We start from the raw sequence: 21224 nt of genomic DNA on the forward strand, positions 1-21224 counted from the left end.
TGCGGGAGAGGACGTCCACGGCTCCGCCACGGGTCGCCGCCGGCCCCGACGGCGCCGCACCCGAAGGACGGCCGACCACTAAAGTGGGGCCCATGGCCCCGAACCCCGCCCACACCGCCCTCTGGCCCGCCCCGCACGCAAGCGAGGCCGTCGCCGCGACGGTCCACGTGCCGGGGTCGAAGTCCGTCACCAACCGTGCCCTCGTCCTCGCCTCCCTCGCCTCCGAGCCCGGCTGGCTGCGCCGCCCCCTCCGCTCCCGCGACACGCTGCTGATGGCGGCCGCCCTGCGCGAGATGGGCGTCGGCATCGAGGAGACCGTGTCGTCCAGCTCCTCCGGCGCCGGAAGCCCCGACAGCACCGGCGAGGCCTGGCGGATCCTCCCCGCGGGGCTGCGCGGACCGGCCACGGTGGACGTCGGCAACGCGGGCACGGTGATGCGCTTCCTGCCGCCGGTCGCCGCCCTCGCCGACGGGCCCGTCCGCTTCGACGGCGACCCGCGGGCGTACGAGCGTCCCCTGAACGGCGTCGTCGACGCGCTGCGTGTCCTCGGCGCCCGGATCGACGACGACGGCCGCGGCGCGCTGCCGCTGACCGTGCACGGCGGGGGTGCCCTGGACGGCGGGACGGTGGAGATCGACGCCTCGTCCTCGTCCCAGTTCGTGTCGGCCCTGCTCCTCTCCGGCCCCCGCTTCAACCAGGGCGTGGAGGTCCGCCACATCGGCGCCACGCTGCCCTCCGTGCCGCACATCCGGATGACGGTCGACATGCTGCGCGCGGTCGGCGCGCAGGTGGACACCCCGGAGTCGGGCGGCGAGCCGAACGTCTGGCGGGTCACCCCGGGCGCCCTGCTGGGCCGGGACCTGACGATCGAGCCGGACCTGTCCAACGCCCAGCCGTTCCTGGCGGCGGCGCTGGTGACCGGCGGCCGGGTGCTGATCCCGGACTGGCCGGCCCGCACCACCCAGCCGGGTGACCGGCTGCGCGAGATCTTCACCGAGATGGGCGGCTCCTGCGAACTGGCCGACTACGGTCTGGTCTTCACCGGCTCGGGCTCGATCCACGGCATCGACGTCGATCTCGGTGACGTCGGCGAGCTGACCCCGGGCATCGCGGCCGTCGCCGCCCTCGCGGACTCCCCGTCCACCCTGCGGGGCGTGTCCCACCTGCGCCTGCACGAGACGGACCGGCTGGCCGCGCTGACGAAGGAGATCAACGAGCTCGGCGGCGATGTCACGGAGACCGCCGACGGTCTGCACATCCGCCCGCGCCGGCTGCACGGCGGGATCTTCCACACCTACGACGACCACCGCATGGCGACGGCCGGCGCGATCATCGGCCTGGCCGTGGAGGGCGTGCAGATCGAGAACGTGGCGACGACGGCGAAGACCCTGCCGGACTTCCCCGAACTGTGGACCGGGATGCTCGGGGTATAGGGACTTTCGCCATGCGCCGCTACAGCAAGAACACCGACGAGGACGACATCCGCAGCCGCCCGAACCGCAAGGGCAACCGGCCTCGCACGCACATCCGCCCCAAGCACGAGGACGCCGCCGAGGGCATGGTCCTCACCGTCGACCGGGGCCGGCTGACCTGTCTGGTCGACGACCGGATCGTGATGGCGATGAAGGCCCGCGAGCTGGGCCGCAAGGCCGCGATCGTGGGCGACCGGGTCGCGATCGTCGGCGACCTGTCGGGCAAGAAGGACACCCTCGCCCGGATCGTCCGCATCGAGAAGCGCACCTCGGCACTGCGTCGCACCGCGGACGACGACGACCCCTACGAGCGCGTCGTCGTGGCCAACGCCGACCAGCTCGCCGTGGTCACCGCCCTCGCCGACCCCGAGCCCCGCCCGCGTCTGATCGACCGCTGCCTGGTGGCGGCCTTCGACGCCGGCCTCACCCCCCTGCTGGTCATGACGAAGTCGGACCTGGCCTCGCCGGACAAGCTGCTGGAGCTGTACGGCCATCTCGACATCCCGTACGTCGTCACCAGCCGCGACGAGCTGGAGAACGGAGACGCGGCGGACCGGGTGCGCGCGTTCCTGGCCGGGCGGATCACGGCGTTCGTCGGTCATTCGGGCGTCGGCAAGACGACCCTGGTCAACGCGCTGGTCCCGGAGGAGCGGCGCCGGGTGACCGGCCATGTGAACGCGGTGACCGGCCGCGGTCGCCACACCACGACCTCGGCGCTGGCCCTGCCCCTGGCGGGCACGGACGACTGGGTGATCGACACCCCGGGCGTACGGTCCTTCGGCCTGCACCACGTCGACCCGTCCCGGGTGATCCACGCCTTCCCCGACCTGGAGCCGGGCACGGAGGGCTGCCCACGCGCGTGCAGCCACGACGAGAAGGACTGCGCGCTGGACGCGTGGGTTGCCGAGGGTCATGCCGATCCGGCGCGGCTGTACTCCCTGCGCCGGCTGCTGGCCACCCGTGAACGCACCGAAGGCGACTGATCGACCGGCTGATCCACCGCTGATCGACCGGCTGACCACCGCGTTGTTTGCGTCCCTCCGGGCCCGGTAAGTGCATAATCGCACCGAGCCGGAGCCGGACCGGGCCGGGCAGACGGAGGGACAGCACATGGCGTGGCTGCTGGTCGTCGTGGCCGGGTTGCTCGAGACCGGTTTCGCCGTATGCCTCAAGCTGTCCCACGGCTTCACGAGGCTCTGGCCCACCATCGCCTTCTGCGCCTTCGCGCTGGGGAGCTTCGGTCTGCTGACCCTCTCCCTGAAGAAGCTCGACGTGGGCCCCGCCTACGCCGTGTGGACGGGCATCGGCGCGGCGGGCACCGCGATCTACGGCATGATCTTCCTCGGCGACCTGGTGTCGGTGCTGAAGCTCGTCTCGATCAGCCTGGTGATCATAGGAGTGATCGGGCTCCAGCTGTCGGGGTCGGCTCACTGACCCGACCGGTCGGCCGGCTGCCGCTGGAGCGCCCCCCGCACCAGCTCCTTGACGCCGCCCTCCCCCGCCGGCGGCGCGGCCACACAGGACAGGGCGAGCCGGACGGCGAGTTCGCAGGAGCGGGCCAGGTCGGCGGCGTCGGCCCGGACGGCGCCGGGACCGGAGAGCACGGCCACGGCCCGGTCGCGGACGGCGCCCACCAGGTCGACGGGCGAGGGCAGCGGCCCGTCCGCCCGGCGCTGGGCCGGCACGGCCGAGGAGGACGGCACCGCCGAGAGCGTCGGTGAGGGCAGGCGTTCGCTCCAGAAGCCGGTGAGGACGGCCCGTACGAGGACGTTGTCGCGGGCCGCGGCGGTGGTCCACTCGGCGGTGGCGGTGAGTCTCTCCCGGGCGTCGCCGTGCACGGCCAGCGCCCGCTCGACCCCGGCGAGGTAACCGTCGGCCTCGCGCCTCACCAGCGCCCGGGCCAGGCCTTCCTTGCTGCCGAACTCGTTGTACAGCGTCTGCCGGGACACCCCGGCCGCCGCGGCGACGTCCACCATCCGCACGGTGGCCCACGGCCGTCGTGCGAGCGCCTCGAAGGCGGCGTCCAGTAGGGATTCCCGCGCTGCAGGCATCATCGCCTCCCTGGGGCGAGCGGCTCTGCGCCCAGGTTTGACGCGGACGGGAGCACTGTCAAGGGTTCGCGGGGCGACCGGCGGTCCACCGGCCGCGTCCACAGCTCCCGCACGTCCACCCCGCGGTCCCCTGTGGCCCCTGCTCACCTTCGGCGGATACGGTTCGTCCCATGCCGGACTACCACGACGATCTCCGACTCGCGCACGTCCTCGCGGACGCCGCCGACGCCGTGACCATGGACCGATTCAAGGCCCTCGACCTCAAGGTCGAGACCAAACCGGACATGACCCCGGTGAGCGAGGCCGACAAGGCCGCCGAGGAGCTCATCCGCGGTCAGCTCCAGCGGGCCCGTCCGCGCGACGCGATCCTCGGCGAGGAGTACGGCGTCCAGGGCACCGGCCCCCGCCGCTGGGTGATCGACCCGATCGACGGCACGAAGAACTACGTCCGGGGCGTTCCCGTCTGGGCCACCCTCATCTCGCTGACGGAGGCGGCCGAGGGGGGCTACCAGCCCGTGGTCGGCGTCGTCTCCGCCCCGGCGCTGGGCCGGCGCTGGTGGGCCGCGAAGGGGCACGGCGCCTTCACCGGGCGCAGCCTGACCTCGGCCTCCCGCCTGCGCGTCTCCCGGGTCTCGGAGCTCTCGGACGCCTCCTTCGCGTACTCCTCGCTGACCGGCTGGGAGGAGCGCGGACACCTGAACGGCTTCCTCGACCTGACCCGCGAGGTGTGGCGCACGCGCGCGTACGGCGACTTCTGGCCGTACATGATGGTCGCCGAGGGCTCGATCGACCTGTGCGCCGAACCCGAGCTCTCCCTCTGGGACATGGCGGCCACGGCGATCGTCGTGACCGAGGCCGGCGGCACCTTCACGGGTCTCGACGGCCGCCCTGGTCCGCACAGCGGGAACGCGGCCGCGTCGAACGGGCTGCTCCACGAGGAGCTGCTGGGCTATCTCAACGAGCGCCACTGAAAAGTCCGCCGGAGCCTCACAGATGAGCGCGCACGCCCTCAATTGGCTGCGTGCGCCCTCTTGTTGACCCCCGCTTTACCTGCCACGCTGACAGCACCCCCACTTGTGAACTTGTGAATCCATGAACAACCGTGGATTCTTAGGAGGTGGCTCCAGCCATGCTCGTCCGCGACGCCATGAGCACGGTGGTCCTCACCATCGGCCCCGCACACACCCTCCGTCAGGCCGCCGCCCTGATGTCCGCCCGCAGCGTCGGCGCGGCCATCGTCCTCGACCCGGACGCCGGCGGCATCGGCATCCTCACCGAGCGGGACATCCTCAACTCCGTGGGCCTGGGACAGGATCCGGACACGGAACGCACCCACGCCCACACCACCAACGACGTCGTCTTCGCCGCCCCGGGCTGGACCCTGGAGGAAGCGGCCCGGGCGATGGCCCACGGCGGTTTCCGGCACCTGATCGTCCTCGACCGCGACGAACCGGCCGGCATCGTCTCGGTCCGCGACATCATCCGCTGCTGGGCGCCCGCCCGTCAGCAGGTACCCGCCTGAGTACGCGAACGGGCCGGACCCCCTGAGGGGACCCGGCCCGTTCACCACGACGAGCGGTCCAGTGCTGTCGGCCGCGCAGGATCTGGACCGCGGCCTCCAGCCGCTCGCCACGGATTCTGTCGACCTGATCCTACAGTGGACTTCATCCAGATCAATCCAGGATCTAAAGTCACACCTGTTCGGGACCTGGTCTCACTAGCTGCTAGGCTGATTCCATGAGTGACCTTCTGGAACGGCTGCGCGGACGCGGATGGCGAATGACCGCGCAGCGACGCGTCGTGGCCGAGGTGCTCGACGGCGACCACGTCCACCTGACCGCCGACGAAGTGCACTCCAGGGCCGTCGTCCGGCTGCCCGAGATCTCCCGGGCGACCGTCTACAACACGCTCGGTGAACTGGTCTCCCTCGGCGAGGTGCTCGAGGTCGCCACCGACAAGCGCGCCAAGCGGTACGACCCGAACGCCCACCGCCCGCACCACCACCTGGTGTGCGCCCGGTGCGGGGCGATCAAGGACGTCCACCCGGGCGGCAACCCGCTGGCCGACCTCCCCGACTCGGAGCGCTTCGGCTTCGCGGTCTCGGACGTCGAGGTGACGTACCGCGGGATCTGCCCGGACTGCGCGGCGGCCTGACTCCCGCCTCCGGCACCCTCCCCCACACCCCCTCCCTCCCCTCCCTCCGCACGCGGGGTTCCCGAATCTGACGGGTCGTCATATCGTCAGGGGCTGTGGGAGTTCCGTATCCGAAACTCAGCGCACGTGATCTGACCCGAACCTTCGGCCGGGGCCCGGGCGCGGTGGCTGCCCTCGGCCCCCTCGAACTGACCGTCGCCCCCGGCGAGTTCACCTGCGTCGTCGGCCCCTCGGGCTGCGGCAAGTCCACCCTGCTGCGCATCGCCGCGGGTCTGCTGCGCCCGAGCACCGGCACGCTGGAGATCCGCACCGCCAGCCCCCGGCCCGCGGCCATGATCTTCCAGGACTACGGGATCTACGACTGGAAGACGGTCCGCGCCAACGTCCGCTTCGGCCTGGACGTCCGACGCGTCCCCCGTCGCGAGGCGAACGCGCGCGCCGACGACTGGCTGGCCCGCACGGGCCTGACGGACTTCGCGGACGCGTACCCGGCAGCCCTCTCGGGCGGCATGCGCCAGAGAGTCGCCATCGCCCGCGCCCTGGCCGTCGAGCCCGAAGTCCTGCTGATGGACGAGCCCTTCGCGGCCCTGGACGCCCAGCTCCGCACGATCCTCCAGGACGAGCTCCTCGACCTCGCCCAGGCCACCCGCACGACCACCCTCTTCATCACGCACAGCCTGGAGGAGGCGATCGTCCTGGGCGACCGCGTCCTGGTGATGTCCGCCCGCCCCGGCCGGATCATCGCCGAGCACCGCCCGCCCTTCCCGCGCCCGCGCACGGGGGACATCCGCACGACCCCTGAGTTCACGGCCCTGAAGGGCGAGCTGTGGGACCTGCTGCGGAGGGAGGCGGTACCGGCGTGAGCACCCTGCTGAAGAACTCCGCCCCGGGCGCCGGCCAGGAGCCCGGGGGACCTGTCCTGGTCCGCCGCCCCGGCCCCGAGGAGCTGCACCCCGTACGCACCCACCGCCGCCGCAGGGCCCTGGAGCTGTCCCTGGCGGTCGCGGTCCCCCTGCTGCTGATTCTCCTGTGGCAGCTGGCGGCCGTCCGCGGCTGGATCGACGACCGCGTCTACCCGGCCCCGTCCGCGATCCTCGCCGACGGCTGGGACCGGGCGGCGGCCGGCGAACTGTGGCCGGACGTGCGGGCCACACTCGAGCGCGTCCTGGGCGGCTACGCGCTCGGCACGGCCTCCGGCTACGCGCTGGGCCTGCTGATGGGCTCACTGGCGCTGGTCCGGGCAGCCCTGGAACCGCTCCTGGACGCCCTGTACGTCGTCCCGAAACTGGCCCTCCTGCCGGTCTTCCTGAACATGTTCGGCCTGGGCGAGGGCCCGCAGGTGGCCCTGGTCGCGACGACGGTCTTCTTCTTCGTGTGGATCTCGACGATGTCCGCGGTGCTCGCGATCCCCGCCGGTCACCGTGACGCGGGCCGCGTCTTCGGCGCCTCCCCGTGGCAGATGTTCCGCCATGTCCTGCTCCCGGCCTCGCTGCCCGCCGTCCTGGTGGGCGCGCGGATCGCGGCGGGCGTGGCGGTCCTCGTCATCGTCGCCTCGGAGCAGATCGCCGCGGCGGACGGGCTGGGCCACCTGATCTTCGACTCGCGCGCGCTGTTCCAGAACGACGTGATGTTCGTCGGGATCGTCTGTGTGGCGGTGCTCGGGGTGGTCTTCTCCGAGCTGGTGCGCATCGTGGGACGGCTGCTCACACCGTGGGCGCCGCGGGACCGGGGCCGGGGGCAGTCATGAGGAGACGTTCGCGAGGGCTCGTCCGCGCCCTGCCGGTCGCGCTGGCCGGCGCGGCCCTGCTGGCCTCGACGGCGTGCTCGGCTCCGTACGCGGGCGACGACGACGCGCGGGCCCGGTCCCAGGGCGCGACACGCGCGATCCGTCCGGTCGAGGGCTGCGGCACCACCTCGTGGACGGACCCGGCGGACCTCTCCGCCGACCGCGCTCCCGCCCGCTGCCAGCCGGGCGCCCCACCCCCCTCGCCCCTCTCCGAGCGCCGCAGGCTCACCATCGCGACGGGCACGCTGAGCGCGGAGTACGTGGCCCCGCTGGAGGTCGCCCTCGACAAGGGCGAGTTCGCACGGGAGGGCCTGGACGTCACGCTCAAGGTGCTGCCCACGCCCGACGCCCTGCCCCTGCTGGCCAAGGGGGACGTCGACGCCCTGTGGGCGGCCCCGGAGGCGGCGGTCATGAACGGCGTGCGGGGCGGCTTCGACATCCGCTGGGTGGCGGGGAACTTCTCGCCCGGCCCCGGCTCGAAGAGCGGTCTGTGGGTACGGCTGAAGGACGGCGAGAGCGCGGCGGACGTCGAGATGTCCGGCCGACGGCTCGGCACGATGATCGGCAAGGGGTCGGTGATCGCCTACCCCATGGAGAAGGCCCTGCAGCGGCACGGCGGTGACCTGGCCCGGATCCAGTACCAGCAGCTCGGCTCCGCCGATGTCCTCACCGCGCTGGAGAACGGCGGCGTCGACTCGGCCTGGCTCCTCGACCCGGTCTGGCGCAGGGTCGACGACAAGCCGGGGTACGCGTTTCTCGGCGGCCAGCCTCCCGGCGAGCCGCTGGGCGGCCTGCTGTACGGCCCGGGTCTGCTCGCCGACGACACGGACGCGGGAGTGGCCCTGCTGCGGGCCTACATCCGTACCGTGAACACGTACTTCGCCTCGGACTACAAGAAGGACGCCGCGTTCGTCACGTACCTCGCGAAGCTGCTGAAGATCGACGCGGCGATCCTGGAATCCACGCCCTCGCTCCGGATGGACTGGGAGCTCCGCGCGGGCACGACCGACCGCCTCCAGGCCGCCTACGAGGCCCAGGGGGTCACCTCGGAATCGACCCCTCCGCTCCCCGAGTCGAGAACGGTGAACCGACGCCTGTACGAGGAGGCCGTCGGTCATGAACCGTGAACGACCGAGGGCCGGAACCCTTTCGGATTCCGGCCCTCGGCCTTTAGTAGCGGGGACAGGATTTGAACCTGCGACCTCTGGGTTATGAGCCCAGCGAGCTACCGAGCTGCTCCACCCCGCGCCGTTGAATGCAACGTTACGCGAAGGCGAAGGGCAAAGGCAAATCCATTGGATGCCACCCCTCGCCGCAGGTCAGAGCAGGTAACCCCGTCCGGCGTCCGGGGACGAGGCCCGTTCGGGGCCGACAGCGGGGTCCGGGTGCGGCAGGCCCCGGGGCCTGGAACGGGAAGGGGCGACAGGGACGGCGGCGGGCCCTGAGCGCCCGTGGGGGCGGGAGGCCGCGGGGGCGGAGCCTCGGGGGCGGCAGGCCGCAGGGGCGGAGCCTCGGGGGCGGGGGCGAAATCCCGGCGTACGGCCCCGAGGCACCGGCAGCCCGCCCCGCACCACGCCCGGCACGCCCGGCACAGACGCCGTCGGGCGGGACCTTTCCAGGCTTACGCCGTCAGGCAGAAAGCTCTTCCCGCAACGCGTCCCGCAGCCGAGCCGCCCGCTCGGCGACCTCCCCCGGCCCCAGCGACACCGCCCGGTCGGCCCACCGCTGCCCCTCGGCCAGCTCGCCGCGACGCGCGTAGACCAGGGCGAGCCGCAACGCCGCCCGCCCGTGCCCGGCGTCGGCCGCCCGGGTCCACCACACAGCCGCCTCGGGCTCGCTCCCCTCCCGCGCGAGCAGCAGTCCGAGGTTGAAGGCGCCGTTGCGCGACCCGGCCTCCGCGGCCGTCCGGTACCACCGGGCCGCCTCCACCACGTCCCCGCGCGCGGCGGCCAGCATCCCGACCCTGACCTGCGCCCGCCGATGCCCCTGGGTCGCCGCCCGCTCGTACCACTCCTCGCACTCGGTCTTCTCGTGCACGGTCTCCCCGAGCTCGTGCGCGGGCTGCGGAGGCCGCCGCGCGTCCAGCACGGCCGCCAGCCGGTAGGCCGCCTCCGCGCTCCCGCCGCCGGCCGCGCACCGAAGATGCCGTTCGGCCTCCCGCTCGTCCCCGTCCCGCAGGCGGGCGATACCGACCTGGAGCGCCGCCTCGGTGTGCCCGGCGGCGGCGGCCCGCTCGTACCAGCGCAGTGCGACGCCCTCCTCGCCCCGCCCCGCGAACAGGATCCCGAGGTTGAACGCGGCGTCGACGCTGCCCGCCTCCGCCGCCTTGGAGAACCAGGGCTCGGCCCCGGCCGTGTCGCCGCCCTGGAGCAGCAGGATGGCGAGCGCGTTGGCCGCCTCCCGGTGCCCCGCGTAGGCGGCGCGCCGGTACCACTGCTCGGCCTGCACGGTGCGGCCCTGTTCGACGCAGAGCAGGGCGAGGTTGTAGGCGCCGTTGTCGTCGCCGGCGTCCATCGCGGCCCGGTACCACCGCTCGGCGGTCTGGGTCTGCCCCCGCTCGGCGTGCAGCGCGCCCAGCGCGTTCGCCGCGTTGCCGTCGCCCTCCTGCGCGGCCCTCAGCCACCAGATGGCCGCGTTCTCGGTGTCGCCGGCGTCACGCAGCAGGAACCCGAGCGCGCAGGCGGCCCGCGCCTCGCCGTCCTTGGCGGACGTCAGGTACCAGCGGCCGGCCTCTTTCAGGGCGCCGCGCCGCTCCAGGATCGTCCCGAGGTGCAGGGCGGCCCGCCGGTGTCCGCGCGCGGCGGCCTGGCGGTACCACTGCTCGGCCTCCGCCCGCACGATGACACCGTTGTCATGCTCGCATCCGTCCGCATCGCCGTCCGCGCGGGAGTCCCTGCACTCCTGGTGGTCGAGGGCACGGGCCAGCCGGTAGGCGGCCTCCCGGTGCCCCCGCTCGGCGGCGGCCCGCATCCACTGCTCGGCCCCGGGGTCCGCACGGTGTTCCAGCAGGTCGGCCAGGGCGTACGCGCCCAACGCGTGCCCCTGCTCGGCGGACTGGCGCAGCCAGTACTCGGCGGCCGGCTCGTCGCCGCACTCGCGGCGGTAACGGCCCAGGGCGTGCGCGGCGGCGGCGGAGCCGGCGACCGCGGCGACCCGCCACCAGCCGGCGGCCTCGTCGGGGTAACCGCGCTGATGGAGGAGGACGCCCAGGTTGTTGGCGGCGGCCCGGTCGCCCTCCGCGGTGGCGGCACGCAGATGGGGCTCGGCTCCGTCGAGGTCACCGCGGCGCAGCAACATGGCCCCGAGGACGCTGACGGCCTCGACATCGCCGGCTTCCGCCGCGAGCCGCAGGCTCATCTCCTCGACGGCCTCCCCCGTCTCGACGGCGTCCGCCGCCTCGTCCCGGCTCTCGTCCGGGGTCGCTTCCTCACCGGAAGGCTGCACAAACCGCCCTGTCTCGAACAGAGTTGCCTTGTCCCCCATAACGTCCATCGTCGCACCACCCGCAACCCGGGTACACCTGGTATACCGCGGCCCGTAAGGTCACTTCAGCGTTTTGTCGACATGCCCACAGAGAGACAAGTCAAACACGGATCGATCAACTCCCCACAGCGGCGCGGCCACCAGTCCCCCCGGCACATGCGTTCGCACACCACGAAGGCCCGGATCCTTTTCAGGATCCGGGCCTTCGTATTCAGTAGCGGGGACAGGATTTGAACCTGCGACCTCTGGGTTATGAGCCCAGCGAGCTACCGAGCTGCTCCACCCCGCGTCGTGTTCCACAACCGTATCACGACGCGGGGCGGGCAAGATCAGCCGCTGCTGGGACTGGGACTCGGACTCGGACTGCTGGCGGCAGCGCCCCCGGAGCCACCGCTCGGGCTCGCCGAACTCGTCGGGCTCGGGCTGCTGCTCGCCTTGGCGCCCTTGTCGGCCTCGGCCTGCGCGTCCTCGGCCCGCTTCAGCGCGGCTTCGAGGTCCTTCTGCGCCTTGGCGTACGCGTCCCAGTCAGGCTTCTTCAGAGCCTCCTGGCCGGCCGTGAAGGCCTTCTGGGCATCGGCCAACGCCTCCCGGACCGTCGGGTTGGTGGACGTCGGCGGTGGTGTCGTGCCGTCGCCCTCGTCCGCCGGCGGCGGTGTCGTACCCTCCGCGCCGAAGACCTTATTGAGGGCCTCGTCCAGGGTGTCCTCGAAGGCGGTGTTGCCGCCGTAGGTCACCAACACCTTCTTCAGGAGCGGGTACTTGAGTCCGCCACCGCGCACATAGACGGGCTCCACGTACAGCAGCCCGCCGTCGAGCGGCACCGTCAGCAGGTTGCCGTACTCGATGTCGGAGTCGCCGCCCTTCAGGAGCCTGATGGACTCGGCGATGTCCTGTTCGGAGTTGAACTGGCTCTGCACCTGTTTGGGTCCGTCGACGGTCGTACTGGTCGGCAGTTTCAGCACTCTGATCTTGCCGTAGTCGGGAGTGCCCGCCTCGGAGTCGACCGCCATGAACGCGCTGAGGTTGTCCCGGCCGTTGGGCGTGAACGTCGTCGTCAGCGAGAACGCCTGCGACTTCTGGTCGGGCATCTTCATGCTCAGGTAGTACGGCGGCACCGCGTCACCCGACTTGTTGGACGGGTCGTCCGGCACCTGCCACACCTCGCTGCCGCTGAGGAACGTCGTCGCGTCCTTCACGTGGTAGCGGGTGAGCAGTTCGCGCTGGACCTTGAACAGGTCCTGCGGGTACCGGAGATGGGCCATCAGGTCGGCCGAGATGGACGACTTGGACTTCACCGTGCCGGGGAACGCCTTCATCCAGGTCTTCAGGACCGGGTCCTCGGTGTCCCACTGGTAGAGCTTGACCTCGCCGGTGTACGCGTCGACCGTCGCCTTGACCGAGTTGCGGATGTAGTTGACCTGGTTCTGCTGGGCCACCACCGCTCGGTTGTCGTTCGTCGCGGTCAGCGAGTCGGCCGTGGTGTCGCCGAGGGTCGTACGGGAGGCGTACGGGTAGCCGTTCGTCGTCGTGTACGCGTCGACGATCCACTGGATCTTGTGGTTGACCACGGCCGGGTAGGCGTCGCCGTCGATGGTCAGCCAGGGTGCGACCGCCTCGACGCGCTCCTTGGGCGTGCGGTTGTACAGGATCCGCGAACCCTCGCCGATGGCACCGGAGTACAGGATCTGCGGTTCGCCGAACGCCACCGCGTACGCGGCCCGGTTGACCGGGTTGGAGAGGTTGACCCCGCTCTTGCCGGTGTAGCTGGTGGTCTTCTCACCGGCGTCGTCGGAGTAGTCGATCTCCTTCTGGGGACCGCCGACGATCGAGTACGCGGTCGTCTTCTCGCCGTAGTAGATCCGCTGCTGGTACGTGCCCAGGTCGCCCTCGGAGGGCAGGTTGGACTCGGTGAAGAGCGGCCGGCCCTCGGCGTCGGCGGTGGTGCCCCTGGCGGCGACCACGCCGTAACCGTGGGTGTAGCGGAAGTGGTTGTTGATCCAGTTCTGCTTGTCGACGCCCGCGAGGTTCAGCTCACGCAGACCGATGACGGTGTCCTGGTCGGCACCGTTCACGTTGTAGCGGTCCACGTCCAGGTTGGTCGGGAACGCGTAGTACTTCCGCATCTGCTGGAGCTGCTGGTACGTCGGGGAGACGATGTTCGGGTCCAGGACGCGGATGCTCGCCGTGGCGTCGACGTCGTCGCGCAGCGTCGTCTTGTCCTTGGTGGTGCTCGTACCCGAGTACTCGGTGACCTGCGCGCCGTCGATGCCGTACGCCTCACGTGTCGCCTTGAGGTTCTTCTCGACGTACGGGGCTTCCTTGGCCTGCTCGTTCGGCTGGACCTGGAACTTCTGGACGATCGCCGGGTACAGCCCGCCGATGAGGATCGCCGAGAGCACCATCAGGCCGAAGCCGATCACCGGCAGCTGCCAGGTGCGCCGCCACAGGGTGGCGAAGAACAGCAGGGCGCAGATGACGGCGATGCAGAACAGGATCGTCTTGGCCGGCAGATAGGCGTTGGCGTCGACGTACCGCAGGCCCGTCCAGTTGTCCGTCGCCTTGAAGTCGCTGGACTTCACGGCCAGGCCGTAACGGTCGAGCCAGTAGGCGACCGCCTTCAGCGTGACGAAGATGCCCAGCAGCACCGACAGATGGCCGGTGGCCGCGGCGGTGGCGCGCGCGCCCGGGCTGGTGACGCGCAGCCCGCCGTACAGGTAGTGGGTGAGCGCGGCGGCGATCAGCGAGAGGATCGTGGCGGCGAAGCCGAAGCCGAGCAGGAACCGGTACCAGGGCAGGTCGAACGCGAAGAAGGACACGTCGAGGTGGAACTGCGGGTCCTTCTGGTGGAAGGGCACGCCGTTGACCCACATCAGCCAGGTCCGCCACTGACCCGCCGCCGAGGCGCCCGCGATCAGGCCGACGAGGGCGGTGATGCCGAGCAGCAGCCAGGTCTTGTACGGCGCGATGCCCATGCGATAGCGGTCGAGGCTCTGCTGCTCCACCGACATCGCGCTGAGCGGCGGCCGCAGCCGGTGCGCCAGCCAGATGTTGAAACCGACCGCGAGGGCCATCAGCAGGCCGAACACGAAGAACAGCCCGATCTTGGTCCACAGCGTGGTCGTGAAGACCGACGAGTAGTTCACCGACCGGTACCAGAGCCAGTCCGTCCAGAACCCCGCGAACATCGTGAACGCCATGCCGAGTACGGCTAGGACGCCCAGTGTCATGAGCAGGGTCCGGACGCGCCGGGACGGGCGGCCCACTCTGATCCGCGGCCCCGTGGGGCCTCCGCCGCGGTCCGGCATCTGGAAAGCCAAGGTGCGCACCTCGAAAGTCGCAGTTGATTTCGTCAGGCCCGCGTGTTCGTGGACCGTTCGTGGCCCCCCGTGATCGTGGGCCCACACCTATGCAACTTACTCACCGTTTACTCGGTTCCCGATTCCACCCCTGAACGAGGCAGGATTGTGACCATGTCCAACACTCCCATGGCGGCGAGCCCGCTCACCCGGGCCGTACTCGAGATCGACGAGTACGCCTCCGGCCTCGGCTGGGACCAGCCCGCCCGCCTTTTCGCCCTCGTAGACACCGCTCGGCTGCGAACCCAGGAACCGTCGCTCGCCGCCCAGCTCGGCCTTCAGGACGAGTCCGAGACCACCGGTCTCACCCCGATCGAGCAGGACGAAGTGCCAACGGACAAGCCGCTCGACGAGTTCCTGGCCACGATCGCCTGGCCCGACTCGGTGGTCGGCTGCGCCCTCACCGTGGAGCGTCTGATGCTGCCCCCGTCCGCCGAGGCCCAGGTCCCGCAGGGCCTGAGCGACAAGAAGCTCACGAAGTGGGTCGCCGAGCACCCCGACCGTCAGGAGGTCCGGATGACGGTCGGGGTGCTGCGTGACGGCACCCGCGACTCGGCTCTCCGGCTGCGCCAGAAGGACGCTCCGACGGAGGTCCTCACCGGCGCGGGCCTGGTGCCGGGCCTCGCCGAGGCGTTGTCGGTGACGTTCGCCGAGTAGCCCTCCCGGCTACTTGGTGCACTTCGGCAGGTCCGCGGTGTCGCCGCTGCGGATGTCCTTGAGGGCGTCGAGGGCGTCGTCGATGGTGTTCACCTTGACGAGCCTGAGCCCCGAGGGGGTGTCCGTGGCGGCGGCCGCGCAGTTCTCCGCGGGGGTCAGGAAGTACTGAGCGCCCTGACTGCGCGCGCCGACCGTCTTCATGTCGATGCCGCCGATCGGCCCGACCTTGCCGGCGTCGTCGATGGTCCCGGTGCCGGCGACGAACTTGCCGCCGGTGAGGCTGCCCGGGGTGAGCTTGTCGTAGATGCCGAGCGCGAACATCAGCCCGGCGCTCGGTCCGCCGACGTCGGCGAGCTTGATGTCGATCGTGAACGGGAAGGTGTGGTCGGTCCCGGCCGAGATCCCGACGATGGCCCGCTCCTCGCCGCTGTCGTCGGAGGTCGCGGTCGTGATGGTGACGTCCTGGGTCTTGGTGGCCGTCCTGTTCGCCTTCTCGGCGGCCGCCTGCTCCTTCGCCGGGACGATGCGGAAGACGACCTTCTCCCCCGCCTTGTGCTTGGTCACCAGCTTGGCGACGTCGCCCGGCTCCTTCACCGCGGTGCCGTCCACGGCCTTGATCACGTCACCGGCGTGCAGCCTGCCCTCCGCCGGGGACCCCTTCACCACCGTCGAGACGATCACCCAGGACGTCACCGGGATGTCCAGCTCCTTCAGGGCGGCGACCTTGGCGCTCTCCTGGGACTGGCTGAACTCCTCGGCGTTCTCCTGGGTGGACTGCTCCTCGGTCTTGCCGTCCGGGTACAGCGTGTCGTGCGGCACGACCTTGTTGTCGTGCGCGAGCCATCCGTAGACGGCCTCGACCAGGTTCATCCGGTAGTCGGCGCTGGTGACCCGCACGGTGGTCATGTTCAGGTGACCACTGGTGGTGTAGGTCTTGCGCCCGGAGATCTGCAGCACCGGCTCGCCCGCGTGATCGCCGAGGGTGTTCACCGTCGGCCCGGGGGACATCTCCGCGTACGGCACGGGGATGAGTACGCCCGCACACAGGAGCGCGATCAGCATCAGGGTGGAGGCGAGCATCGTCGCGGTGCGGCGTGGCATGACTCGACACTACGGGACGCTTCTGTCGGCGCACCGTCAGGGCTGCCACCCGGGTCACGTATGCGAGTGGGGCTTCTCCATGGCCGCCCGGAAGCGGGCGTATCCGTCCAGCTCAGGGCCGTCGCTGCGGGCCTTGCGGGTCCGGTTGGCCCACGTCCCCCACAGACCGGCGCCGACCGCGGCGACAAGCGGAATCAGCAACCAGGCGAGCGCCGCCATGCCGACCTCCCAACCCCTATGAGCCACCGCAACTGACTGATCAGCAGATTAACCATCCGCACTGACAACGCTCACGGCAGGGGTCCGGTTACGCAACCGGAAGGAATTCAGCAGGCGCCGACCCATTCGTCGGTGCCGTCGGAGAACTTCTGGTGCTTCCAGATGGGCACTTCGTGCTTGAGATCGTCGATCAGCTTCCGGCAGGCCTCGAAGGCCTCCCCGCGGTGCGGACAGGAGACGGCGACCACGACGGCGAGATCACCGACCGCGAGATCACCGATCCGGTGCACGGCGGCCAGCGCCCGCACCGGGTACTCGGCGACGACCTTCTCCGCGATCCGCCGCATCTCCGCCTCCGCGCCGGGATGGCAGGAGTACCCGAGGGCGTCGACGTCGGCGCCCCCGTCGTGGTTGCGCACCGTGCCCACGAACAGCGCGGTCCCGCCCGCCGCGTCGTCCCCAACGGCCTTGAAGACCTCGTCCAGGGAGAGCGCGGTGTCACGGACGGCGATCAGCTTGATGGGATCCTGCGCTGCCCGCTCGCCGGGATGGTCGTCGATGGCTGCCATACCCCCATCGTGCCGCACCCCGGGGAACAGGCGAAATAGCGTAATCACCCGGCACACACGCGTACCGCCTTGGAGCGACCTCCAAGACGGCCCGTCCGGCGTTCGAGGACGAGGCCCCTTCAGGACCGAAGCCCGGGGGGCCGGGGGCACAGCCTGCGGCGTCCGGAAGGGAAGGACGGCGGGGGAAGAGAGGGTGGGGGGGGAGAGACGGCAGGGGAAGGGGCGGCGGGGCGCGGTGAACAGGCCGGCCGCCCCCACGCTCACCGGCGCCGGGCCTTCCGCGCCCGTCGCACCACAGCCGCCGCGCCCAGCAGCGCGACCGTCGCCCCGGCCGCCCCCGCCGCCGTGGCGTCCTTGCGCCCGAGCCGCCGGCCGACGACGGTGTGCCGCCCGGCCACCTCCTCCAGCAGCTCCGCGAGGACCTCCTCGTTCGTCCACCGCGGCCGCCACCCCGCGTCGTGCAGCCGGCTCCCGCTCACCACCCAGGGGTACATCGTGTAGGCGAGGTCCCCGGCCGGCGACGGCGTCAGCCCGATCCGGTGCAGCCGGGCCGCGGCGCCCAGCGCGACCGCCGACGGCAGCTCCATGCGCCGGATCCCGCTGAGCTCCTCGACCTCCTCCTGCTCCAGCCAGCCGTCGCAGCCGACGGCCAGCTCGCCGTCGACCTTCTCCAGGACGGCGTATTCCAGGGCGCTCACCAGGTCCTCGACGTGGCAGAACTGCCAGGCCGGCCGTGACCCGGCGACGACCAGCAGCCGCGGCGACTCGAAGTAACGCGTCAGCGCGGTGTCCGTCCCGCCGACCAGCACCGCGGGCCGCACCACGGTGACGTTGAGCCCCGGATGCGCCCGGGGCGCGCGCCGGGCCAGCCGTTCGATCTCCAGGAGGTCCCCCACGCCGGTCGCCTCCGCGGTGGCCCGCAGCTCGGCGTCCTCCGAGAGCGGCAGCTCGTTGTCCTCGAGCGCGCCGTAGACCATCGCGGAGGTGCACATCACCACGCGGTGCACCCCGGCCGCCGCGGCGGCCGTCAGCACGGTCTGCGTACCGCGCACGTTGTAGGCCGTCCGGGCGGCGGGTTCACTCCCCAGGTCGAGGTCGAGCGCGAGGTGGACCACGACGTCCGCCCCGCGCAGCTTGTCGGCGATCGCCGGGTCGCGGACGTCGAGGATGTGCCACTGCGCCGCGTCGCACCCGCCCCGCCGCTCGTCGATGGCGACGACCTGCTTGACCTCCTCCGACGCGGCGAGCCGCTCGGTGAGCAGCGCGCCGATCCCGGTCGCGGCGCCGGTCACGGCGACGACGGGCCCGCGCGCGCCCCCCGGGGTTGAGTGGTTTCGCGCTGCGCGAACCTGCGGATCTGGGGAACTCACCAGGTGTCTCCAGCGGTTGTCTTGGCATACGGGCGCGAGTGAAGCGTACGTACCAGGTGGCATCCATCCTGCCGCAGGCCAGGAGTCGGCGAAGCACCGAGGCCCGATCGAGCCGGGGTGTCTACGCTGGGTGGTGTTGCAGGGCAGTCGCCGCCGGCCGAGAACCGGTGGCCTTACCAGCCGAGGAACCCCGTGAGTGACACCCCATTCGGATTCGGCCTTCCGCCGGAGGAGCCGGAAGACGGCGACGAGGGCAAGAAGCAGGACCCGCAGAGCGGCGGTGGTCAGGGACCGGCCAACCCGTTCGGTTTCGGCGGGCTGCCCGGCGCCGGAGGCTTTGGCGCCCCCGGTGCGGACAACCCGCTCGCCGCGATGTTCGGTTCCCTGAACCCCAACGACCTGGGAGCCGCCTTCCAGCAGCTCGGCCAGATGCTCTCCTACGAGGGCGGCCCGGTGAACTGGGACATGGCCAAGCAGATCGCCCGCCAGACGGTCGCCCAGGGCACCGCCGACGGTGTGAAGGACGCCAGCGTCGGCCCGTCCGAGCGCACCGCGGTCCAGGAGGCCGTACGCCTGGCCGACCTGTGGCTGGACGACGCGACGTCCCTGCCGTCGGGCGCGGCCTCGGCGGTGGCGTGGTCCCGCGCGGAGTGGGTCGAGGCGACCCTGCCCGCGTGGAAGGAGCTCGTCGACCCGGTCGCCGAACGCGTCGGCGCGGCCATGGGCGATGTTCTGCCGGAGGAGATGCAGGCCATGGCCGGCCCGCTGATCGGCATGATGCGCTCCATGGGCGGCGCGATGTTCGGCTCGCAGATCGGCCAGGCCGTGGGCGTGCTCGCGGGCGAGGTCGTCGGCTCGACCGACATCGGCCTGCCGCTCGGTCCGGCCGGGCGTGCCGCGCTGCTGCCGGTCAACATGGAGGCGTTCGGCAAGGACCTGGGCGTGACGAAGGACGAGGTGCGGCTCTACCTCGCGCTGCGTGAGGCCGCCCACCAGCGTCTGTTCGCGCACGTGCCGTGGCTGCGCTCGCACCTGTTCGGAGCGGTCGAGGGCTACGCGCGCGGGATCAAGGTCGACACGGCCAAGCTGGAGGACGTGGTCGGTCAGTTCGACCCGCAGAACCCGGAGCAGTTGCAGGACGCGCTCCAGCAGGGCATGTTCCAGCCGGAGGACACCCCGGCGCAGAAGGCCGCCCTGGCCCGTCTGGAGACGGCTCTGGCGCTCGTGGAGGGCTGGGTGGACGCGGTGGTGCACGCGGCCGCGAAACCGCGCCTGACGTCCGCGGACGCCCTGCGCGAGACGCTGCGCCGCCGTCGCGCCACGGGCGGTCCCGCGGAGCAGACGTTCGCGACGCTGATCGGTCTGGAACTGCGTCCGCGCCGCCTGCGTGACGCCTCCCGCCTGTGGGCGTCCCTCACGGACGCGCGCGGGGTCGACGGCCGGGACGCCCTGTGGGCCCACCCGGACATGCTGCCCACGGCGTCCGACCTGGACGACCCCGACGGCTTCGTGCACCGCGAGCAGCTGGACTTCTCCGAGCTGGACAAGATGCTCGGCGAGGCGGCGAGCGGCCGCTCCGGCGACAAGCCGAACCTGAAGAAGGACGACGACGGGACCGACTCCAAGGACGACGACACCGAGTGAGCCTGTACGACGACGCGGTCCTCGTCCTGAAGGGGTACGAGGGCCAGGAAGAGCTGCGCCAGACCTACCTGGACCATCTCGGGGCGCACCCGGACGGCCTGTGGAAGGCCTGCGGGGACGGGCACATCACGGCGAGCGCGCTGGTGATCGACCCGGAGCGCGGCCGGGTGCTGCTGACCCTGCACAAGAAGTTGCGGATGTGGCTCCAGATGGGAGGCCACTGCGAGCCGGCCGACCCGACCCTGCGGGCCGCCGCGCTGCGCGAGGCGACCGAGGAGTCCGGCATCGGGGGGCTGACCCTGCTCCCGGGCGGCCCGGTGCGCCTGGACCGGCATCACACGCCGTGCGCGTGGCACTACGACGTCCAGTACGCGGTGCTCGCTCCGGCCGGGGCCGTGGAGGCCATCAGCGACGAGTCGCTCGACCTGCGCTGGTTCGCCTGTGCCGAGGTCGGGGACGTGGCCGACGAGTCGGTCGTGCGGCTGCTGGAAGCGACTCGCGCGCGGCTGTGACCCGCCGGGCGGGCGCACGCGCGGCTGTGAGCCGGAACGAGTAAGGGGCGACCTCATGGTGGCCGCCCCTTACGTCTGCTTTCCGGACGGTCAGCTCCAGGCGTTGCCCTGGTTCTGTTGCCGTACGCCCTGCTGTCCCATGCCGTACTGGGCGGCCATGCCGGATCCGATCTGGGCGTTCTGCGGCGGCAGCAGCTCGCTGGGCTGGACCAGCGCGTAGCCGGTGCCCATGAAGCTGAGCTCCCAGCCCTCACCGGTGTTGCCACGCCTGCGCCACACCCCGGAGGAGTGCGTCTGGGCCTGCATCTGCACCCGCAGCCCGGTGGACCAGGCGACGATGGCGTCGGCATCGCAGTTGACGTACTTGTCGGGCGTGACCTGCATCATCAGCGGCGCGCCCGAGGTCATCAGCGCGACCTTCCCGCGGCCGGTGATGTTGAGCTGGTACTTCCCGGAGCCGGAGATGCCGTAGAGGCTGTCGACGGCGATGACCTCGTGGTGCAGCGCGGAGTCCATGGCCAGGACGTAGCTGCTGTCCACGGTCAGGCCGTCCTGGTCCACGTCCATGACGTGGACGTGCTGGGCGAGGTTGGCGAGGTACACCGTGCCCTGCCCGTGGCAGCGCATCAGGTCCAGGCCCTCGCCCGTGTGCGCCCGCGCGCGTCCCTGCTGGTTGTTCTGGTACTCGGCGTCGAACTCCATCAGGCCCTGGTAGGCGACCATCGTGCCCTTGCGGGCGAGGATGTCGTCGTGGCCCTCGAGGCTGACCCGGAGCATCTGCTTGTTCTGGAGACTCCAGCGCTCCTGGGTCTGCGAGTCGTTGTGCGCGAAAAGTGAGCTCTGCATGGCG

General features: G+C 71.4%; 20 protein-coding genes and 2 tRNA genes. 12 read left to right on the forward strand and 10 right to left on the reverse strand.

The annotated features are described in order from the left end of the window. Positions 1–92 precede the first annotated feature (92 nt). From aroA to ABT070_RS17575, 3 genes are all read left to right on the forward strand, one after another. Positions 93–1433 (forward strand): 3-phosphoshikimate 1-carboxyvinyltransferase, encoded by a 1341-nt coding sequence (gene aroA, locus ABT070_RS17565; RefSeq protein WP_351761072.1) that lies wholly within the window; start codon positions 93–95, stop codon positions 1431–1433. An 11-nt stretch (positions 1434–1444) separates the two neighbouring features. After that, on the forward strand, positions 1445–2455 hold the full coding sequence (gene rsgA, locus ABT070_RS17570; protein ID WP_351761075.1) for a ribosome small subunit-dependent GTPase A: 1011 nt from the start codon (positions 1445–1447) through the stop codon (positions 2453–2455). A 127-nt stretch (positions 2456–2582) separates the two neighbouring features. Further along, positions 2583–2906 carry a DMT family transporter gene (locus ABT070_RS17575; protein WP_351761078.1) on the forward strand — a complete coding sequence of 108 codons (324 nt, stop codon included), beginning with the start codon at positions 2583–2585 and terminating at the stop codon, positions 2904–2906. On the opposite strand, the gene ABT070_RS17580 is transcribed toward ABT070_RS17575, so the two are convergent. After that, positions 2900–3526 carry a TetR/AcrR family transcriptional regulator gene (locus tag ABT070_RS17580; protein WP_351761081.1) on the reverse strand — a complete coding sequence of 209 codons (627 nt, stop codon included), beginning with the start codon at positions 3524–3526 and terminating at the stop codon, positions 2900–2902. The two genes, ABT070_RS17575 and ABT070_RS17580, sit on opposite strands and share 7 nt — an antisense overlap. Positions 3527–3693: 167 nt before the next feature. Here ABT070_RS17580 and hisN point away from each other — a divergent pair, with 167 nt between their 5' ends. From hisN to ABT070_RS17610, 6 genes are all read left to right on the forward strand, one after another. After that, positions 3694–4494 carry a histidinol-phosphatase gene (gene hisN / locus ABT070_RS17585; protein ID WP_351761083.1) on the forward strand — a complete coding sequence of 267 codons (801 nt, stop codon included), beginning with the start codon at positions 3694–3696 and terminating at the stop codon, positions 4492–4494. Between the two features lie 158 nt (positions 4495–4652). Beyond that, the gene (locus ABT070_RS17590) at positions 4653–5045 is read left to right on the forward strand and encodes a CBS domain-containing protein (protein ID WP_351761085.1); all 393 of its coding nucleotides are present in this window, start codon (positions 4653–4655) and stop codon (positions 5043–5045) included. A gap of 215 nt (positions 5046–5260) precedes the next feature. Continuing rightward, positions 5261–5677: a Fur family transcriptional regulator gene (locus ABT070_RS17595; protein WP_351761087.1), complete on the forward strand. Its 417-nt coding sequence runs from the start codon at positions 5261–5263 to the stop codon at positions 5675–5677. 95 nt (positions 5678–5772) lie between these two features. After that, positions 5773–6540 carry an ABC transporter ATP-binding protein gene (locus tag ABT070_RS17600; protein ID WP_351761090.1) on the forward strand — a complete coding sequence of 256 codons (768 nt, stop codon included), beginning with the start codon at positions 5773–5775 and terminating at the stop codon, positions 6538–6540. Next, the gene (locus ABT070_RS17605; RefSeq protein WP_351761092.1) at positions 6537–7424 is read left to right on the forward strand and encodes an ABC transporter permease; all 888 of its coding nucleotides are present in this window, start codon (positions 6537–6539) and stop codon (positions 7422–7424) included. Before ABT070_RS17600 ends, ABT070_RS17605 begins: the two co-directional genes overlap by 4 nt. Continuing rightward, entirely contained in the window at positions 7421–8590 is a 1170-nt protein-coding gene (locus ABT070_RS17610; RefSeq protein WP_351761095.1) for an ABC transporter substrate-binding protein, read from the forward strand. Before ABT070_RS17605 ends, ABT070_RS17610 begins: the two co-directional genes overlap by 4 nt. Positions 8591–8637: 47 nt before the next feature. Here ABT070_RS17610 and ABT070_RS17615 read toward each other — a convergent pair. The 4 genes from ABT070_RS17615 to ABT070_RS17630 all read right to left on the reverse strand — a co-directional run bounded on the left by ABT070_RS17615 (position 8638) and on the right by ABT070_RS17630 (position 14251). Further along, positions 8638–8711: transfer RNA gene (locus ABT070_RS17615), tRNA-Met, on the reverse strand. 381 nt (positions 8712–9092) lie between these two features. Continuing rightward, complete coding sequence (locus ABT070_RS17620) at positions 9093–10955, reverse strand: tetratricopeptide repeat protein (protein ID WP_351761098.1); 1863 nt, start codon at positions 10953–10955, stop codon at positions 9093–9095. A 206-nt stretch (positions 10956–11161) separates the two neighbouring features. After that, positions 11162–11235 (reverse strand) — tRNA-Met (locus ABT070_RS17625). A 40-nt stretch (positions 11236–11275) separates the two neighbouring features. Beyond that, positions 11276–14251 carry a UPF0182 family membrane protein gene (locus tag ABT070_RS17630; protein ID WP_351761454.1) on the reverse strand — a complete coding sequence of 992 codons (2976 nt, stop codon included), beginning with the start codon at positions 14249–14251 and terminating at the stop codon, positions 11276–11278. A gap of 165 nt (positions 14252–14416) precedes the next feature. On the opposite strand from ABT070_RS17630, the gene ABT070_RS17635 reads away from it, so the two are divergent. Beyond that, positions 14417–14959: a PPA1309 family protein gene (locus ABT070_RS17635; protein ID WP_351761101.1), complete on the forward strand. Its 543-nt coding sequence runs from the start codon at positions 14417–14419 to the stop codon at positions 14957–14959. A gap of 9 nt (positions 14960–14968) precedes the next feature. On the opposite strand, the gene ABT070_RS17640 is transcribed toward ABT070_RS17635, so the two are convergent. The 4 genes from ABT070_RS17640 to ABT070_RS17655 all read right to left on the reverse strand — a co-directional run bounded on the left by ABT070_RS17640 (position 14969) and on the right by ABT070_RS17655 (position 18218). Next, a complete protein-coding gene (locus ABT070_RS17640; RefSeq protein ID WP_351761104.1) occupies positions 14969–16060 on the reverse strand; it encodes a YlbL family protein in 1092 nt (363 codons plus the stop codon). Between the two features lie 54 nt (positions 16061–16114). Next, on the reverse strand, positions 16115–16306 hold the full coding sequence (locus tag ABT070_RS17645) for a hypothetical protein (protein ID WP_351761470.1): 192 nt from the start codon (positions 16304–16306) through the stop codon (positions 16115–16117). Between the two features lie 80 nt (positions 16307–16386). Beyond that, positions 16387–16848: a molybdenum cofactor biosynthesis protein MoaE gene (locus ABT070_RS17650; protein ID WP_351761107.1), complete on the reverse strand. Its 462-nt coding sequence runs from the start codon at positions 16846–16848 to the stop codon at positions 16387–16389. A gap of 260 nt (positions 16849–17108) precedes the next feature. Then, positions 17109–18218: an SDR family oxidoreductase gene (locus ABT070_RS17655; RefSeq protein WP_351761110.1), complete on the reverse strand. Its 1110-nt coding sequence runs from the start codon at positions 18216–18218 to the stop codon at positions 17109–17111. 192 nt (positions 18219–18410) lie between these two features. On the opposite strand from ABT070_RS17655, the gene ABT070_RS17660 reads away from it, so the two are divergent. Next, positions 18411–19862, forward strand: coding sequence for a zinc-dependent metalloprotease (locus ABT070_RS17660; protein WP_351761113.1), 1452 nt, complete (start codon positions 18411–18413; stop codon positions 19860–19862). Further along, the gene (locus tag ABT070_RS17665) at positions 19859–20374 is read left to right on the forward strand and encodes an NUDIX hydrolase (RefSeq protein WP_351761115.1); all 516 of its coding nucleotides are present in this window, start codon (positions 19859–19861) and stop codon (positions 20372–20374) included. Before ABT070_RS17660 ends, ABT070_RS17665 begins: the two co-directional genes overlap by 4 nt. A gap of 90 nt (positions 20375–20464) precedes the next feature. On the opposite strand, the gene ABT070_RS17670 is transcribed toward ABT070_RS17665, so the two are convergent. Then, the gene (locus ABT070_RS17670) at positions 20465–21220 is read right to left on the reverse strand and encodes an AIM24 family protein (RefSeq protein ID WP_351761117.1); all 756 of its coding nucleotides are present in this window, start codon (positions 21218–21220) and stop codon (positions 20465–20467) included. Between the last annotated feature and the right edge of the window lie 4 nt (positions 21221–21224).

This window comes from Streptomyces sp. NPDC002884 (assembly GCF_040295245.1).
Lineage (GTDB): Bacteria > Actinomycetota > Actinomycetes > Streptomycetales > Streptomycetaceae > Streptomyces.

Coding starts and splice junctions, on each gene's coding strand:
- aroA (WP_351761072.1), top strand. CDS start 93: ATGGCCCCGAACCCCGCCCACACCGCCCTCTGGCCCGCCCCGCACGCA.
- rsgA (WP_351761075.1), top strand. CDS start 1,445: ATGCGCCGCTACAGCAAGAACACCGACGAGGACGACATCCGCAGCCGC.
- ABT070_RS17575 (WP_351761078.1), top strand. CDS start 2,583: ATGGCGTGGCTGCTGGTCGTCGTGGCCGGGTTGCTCGAGACCGGTTTC.
- ABT070_RS17580 (WP_351761081.1), bottom strand. CDS start 3,526: ATGATGCCTGCAGCGCGGGAATCCCTACTGGACGCCGCCTTCGAGGCG.
- hisN (WP_351761083.1), top strand. CDS start 3,694: ATGCCGGACTACCACGACGATCTCCGACTCGCGCACGTCCTCGCGGAC.
- ABT070_RS17590 (WP_351761085.1), top strand. CDS start 4,653: ATGCTCGTCCGCGACGCCATGAGCACGGTGGTCCTCACCATCGGCCCC.
- ABT070_RS17595 (WP_351761087.1), top strand. CDS start 5,261: ATGAGTGACCTTCTGGAACGGCTGCGCGGACGCGGATGGCGAATGACC.
- ABT070_RS17610 (WP_351761095.1), top strand. CDS start 7,421: ATGAGGAGACGTTCGCGAGGGCTCGTCCGCGCCCTGCCGGTCGCGCTG.
- ABT070_RS17620 (WP_351761098.1), bottom strand. CDS start 10,955: ATGGACGTTATGGGGGACAAGGCAACTCTGTTCGAGACAGGGCGGTTT.
- ABT070_RS17630 (WP_351761454.1), bottom strand. CDS start 14,251: ATGCCGGACCGCGGCGGAGGCCCCACGGGGCCGCGGATCAGAGTGGGC.
- ABT070_RS17635 (WP_351761101.1), top strand. CDS start 14,417: ATGTCCAACACTCCCATGGCGGCGAGCCCGCTCACCCGGGCCGTACTC.
- ABT070_RS17640 (WP_351761104.1), bottom strand. CDS start 16,060: ATGCCACGCCGCACCGCGACGATGCTCGCCTCCACCCTGATGCTGATC.
- ABT070_RS17650 (WP_351761107.1), bottom strand. CDS start 16,848: ATGGCAGCCATCGACGACCATCCCGGCGAGCGGGCAGCGCAGGATCCC.
- ABT070_RS17670 (WP_351761117.1), bottom strand. CDS start 21,220: ATGCAGAGCTCACTTTTCGCGCACAACGACTCGCAGACCCAGGAGCGC.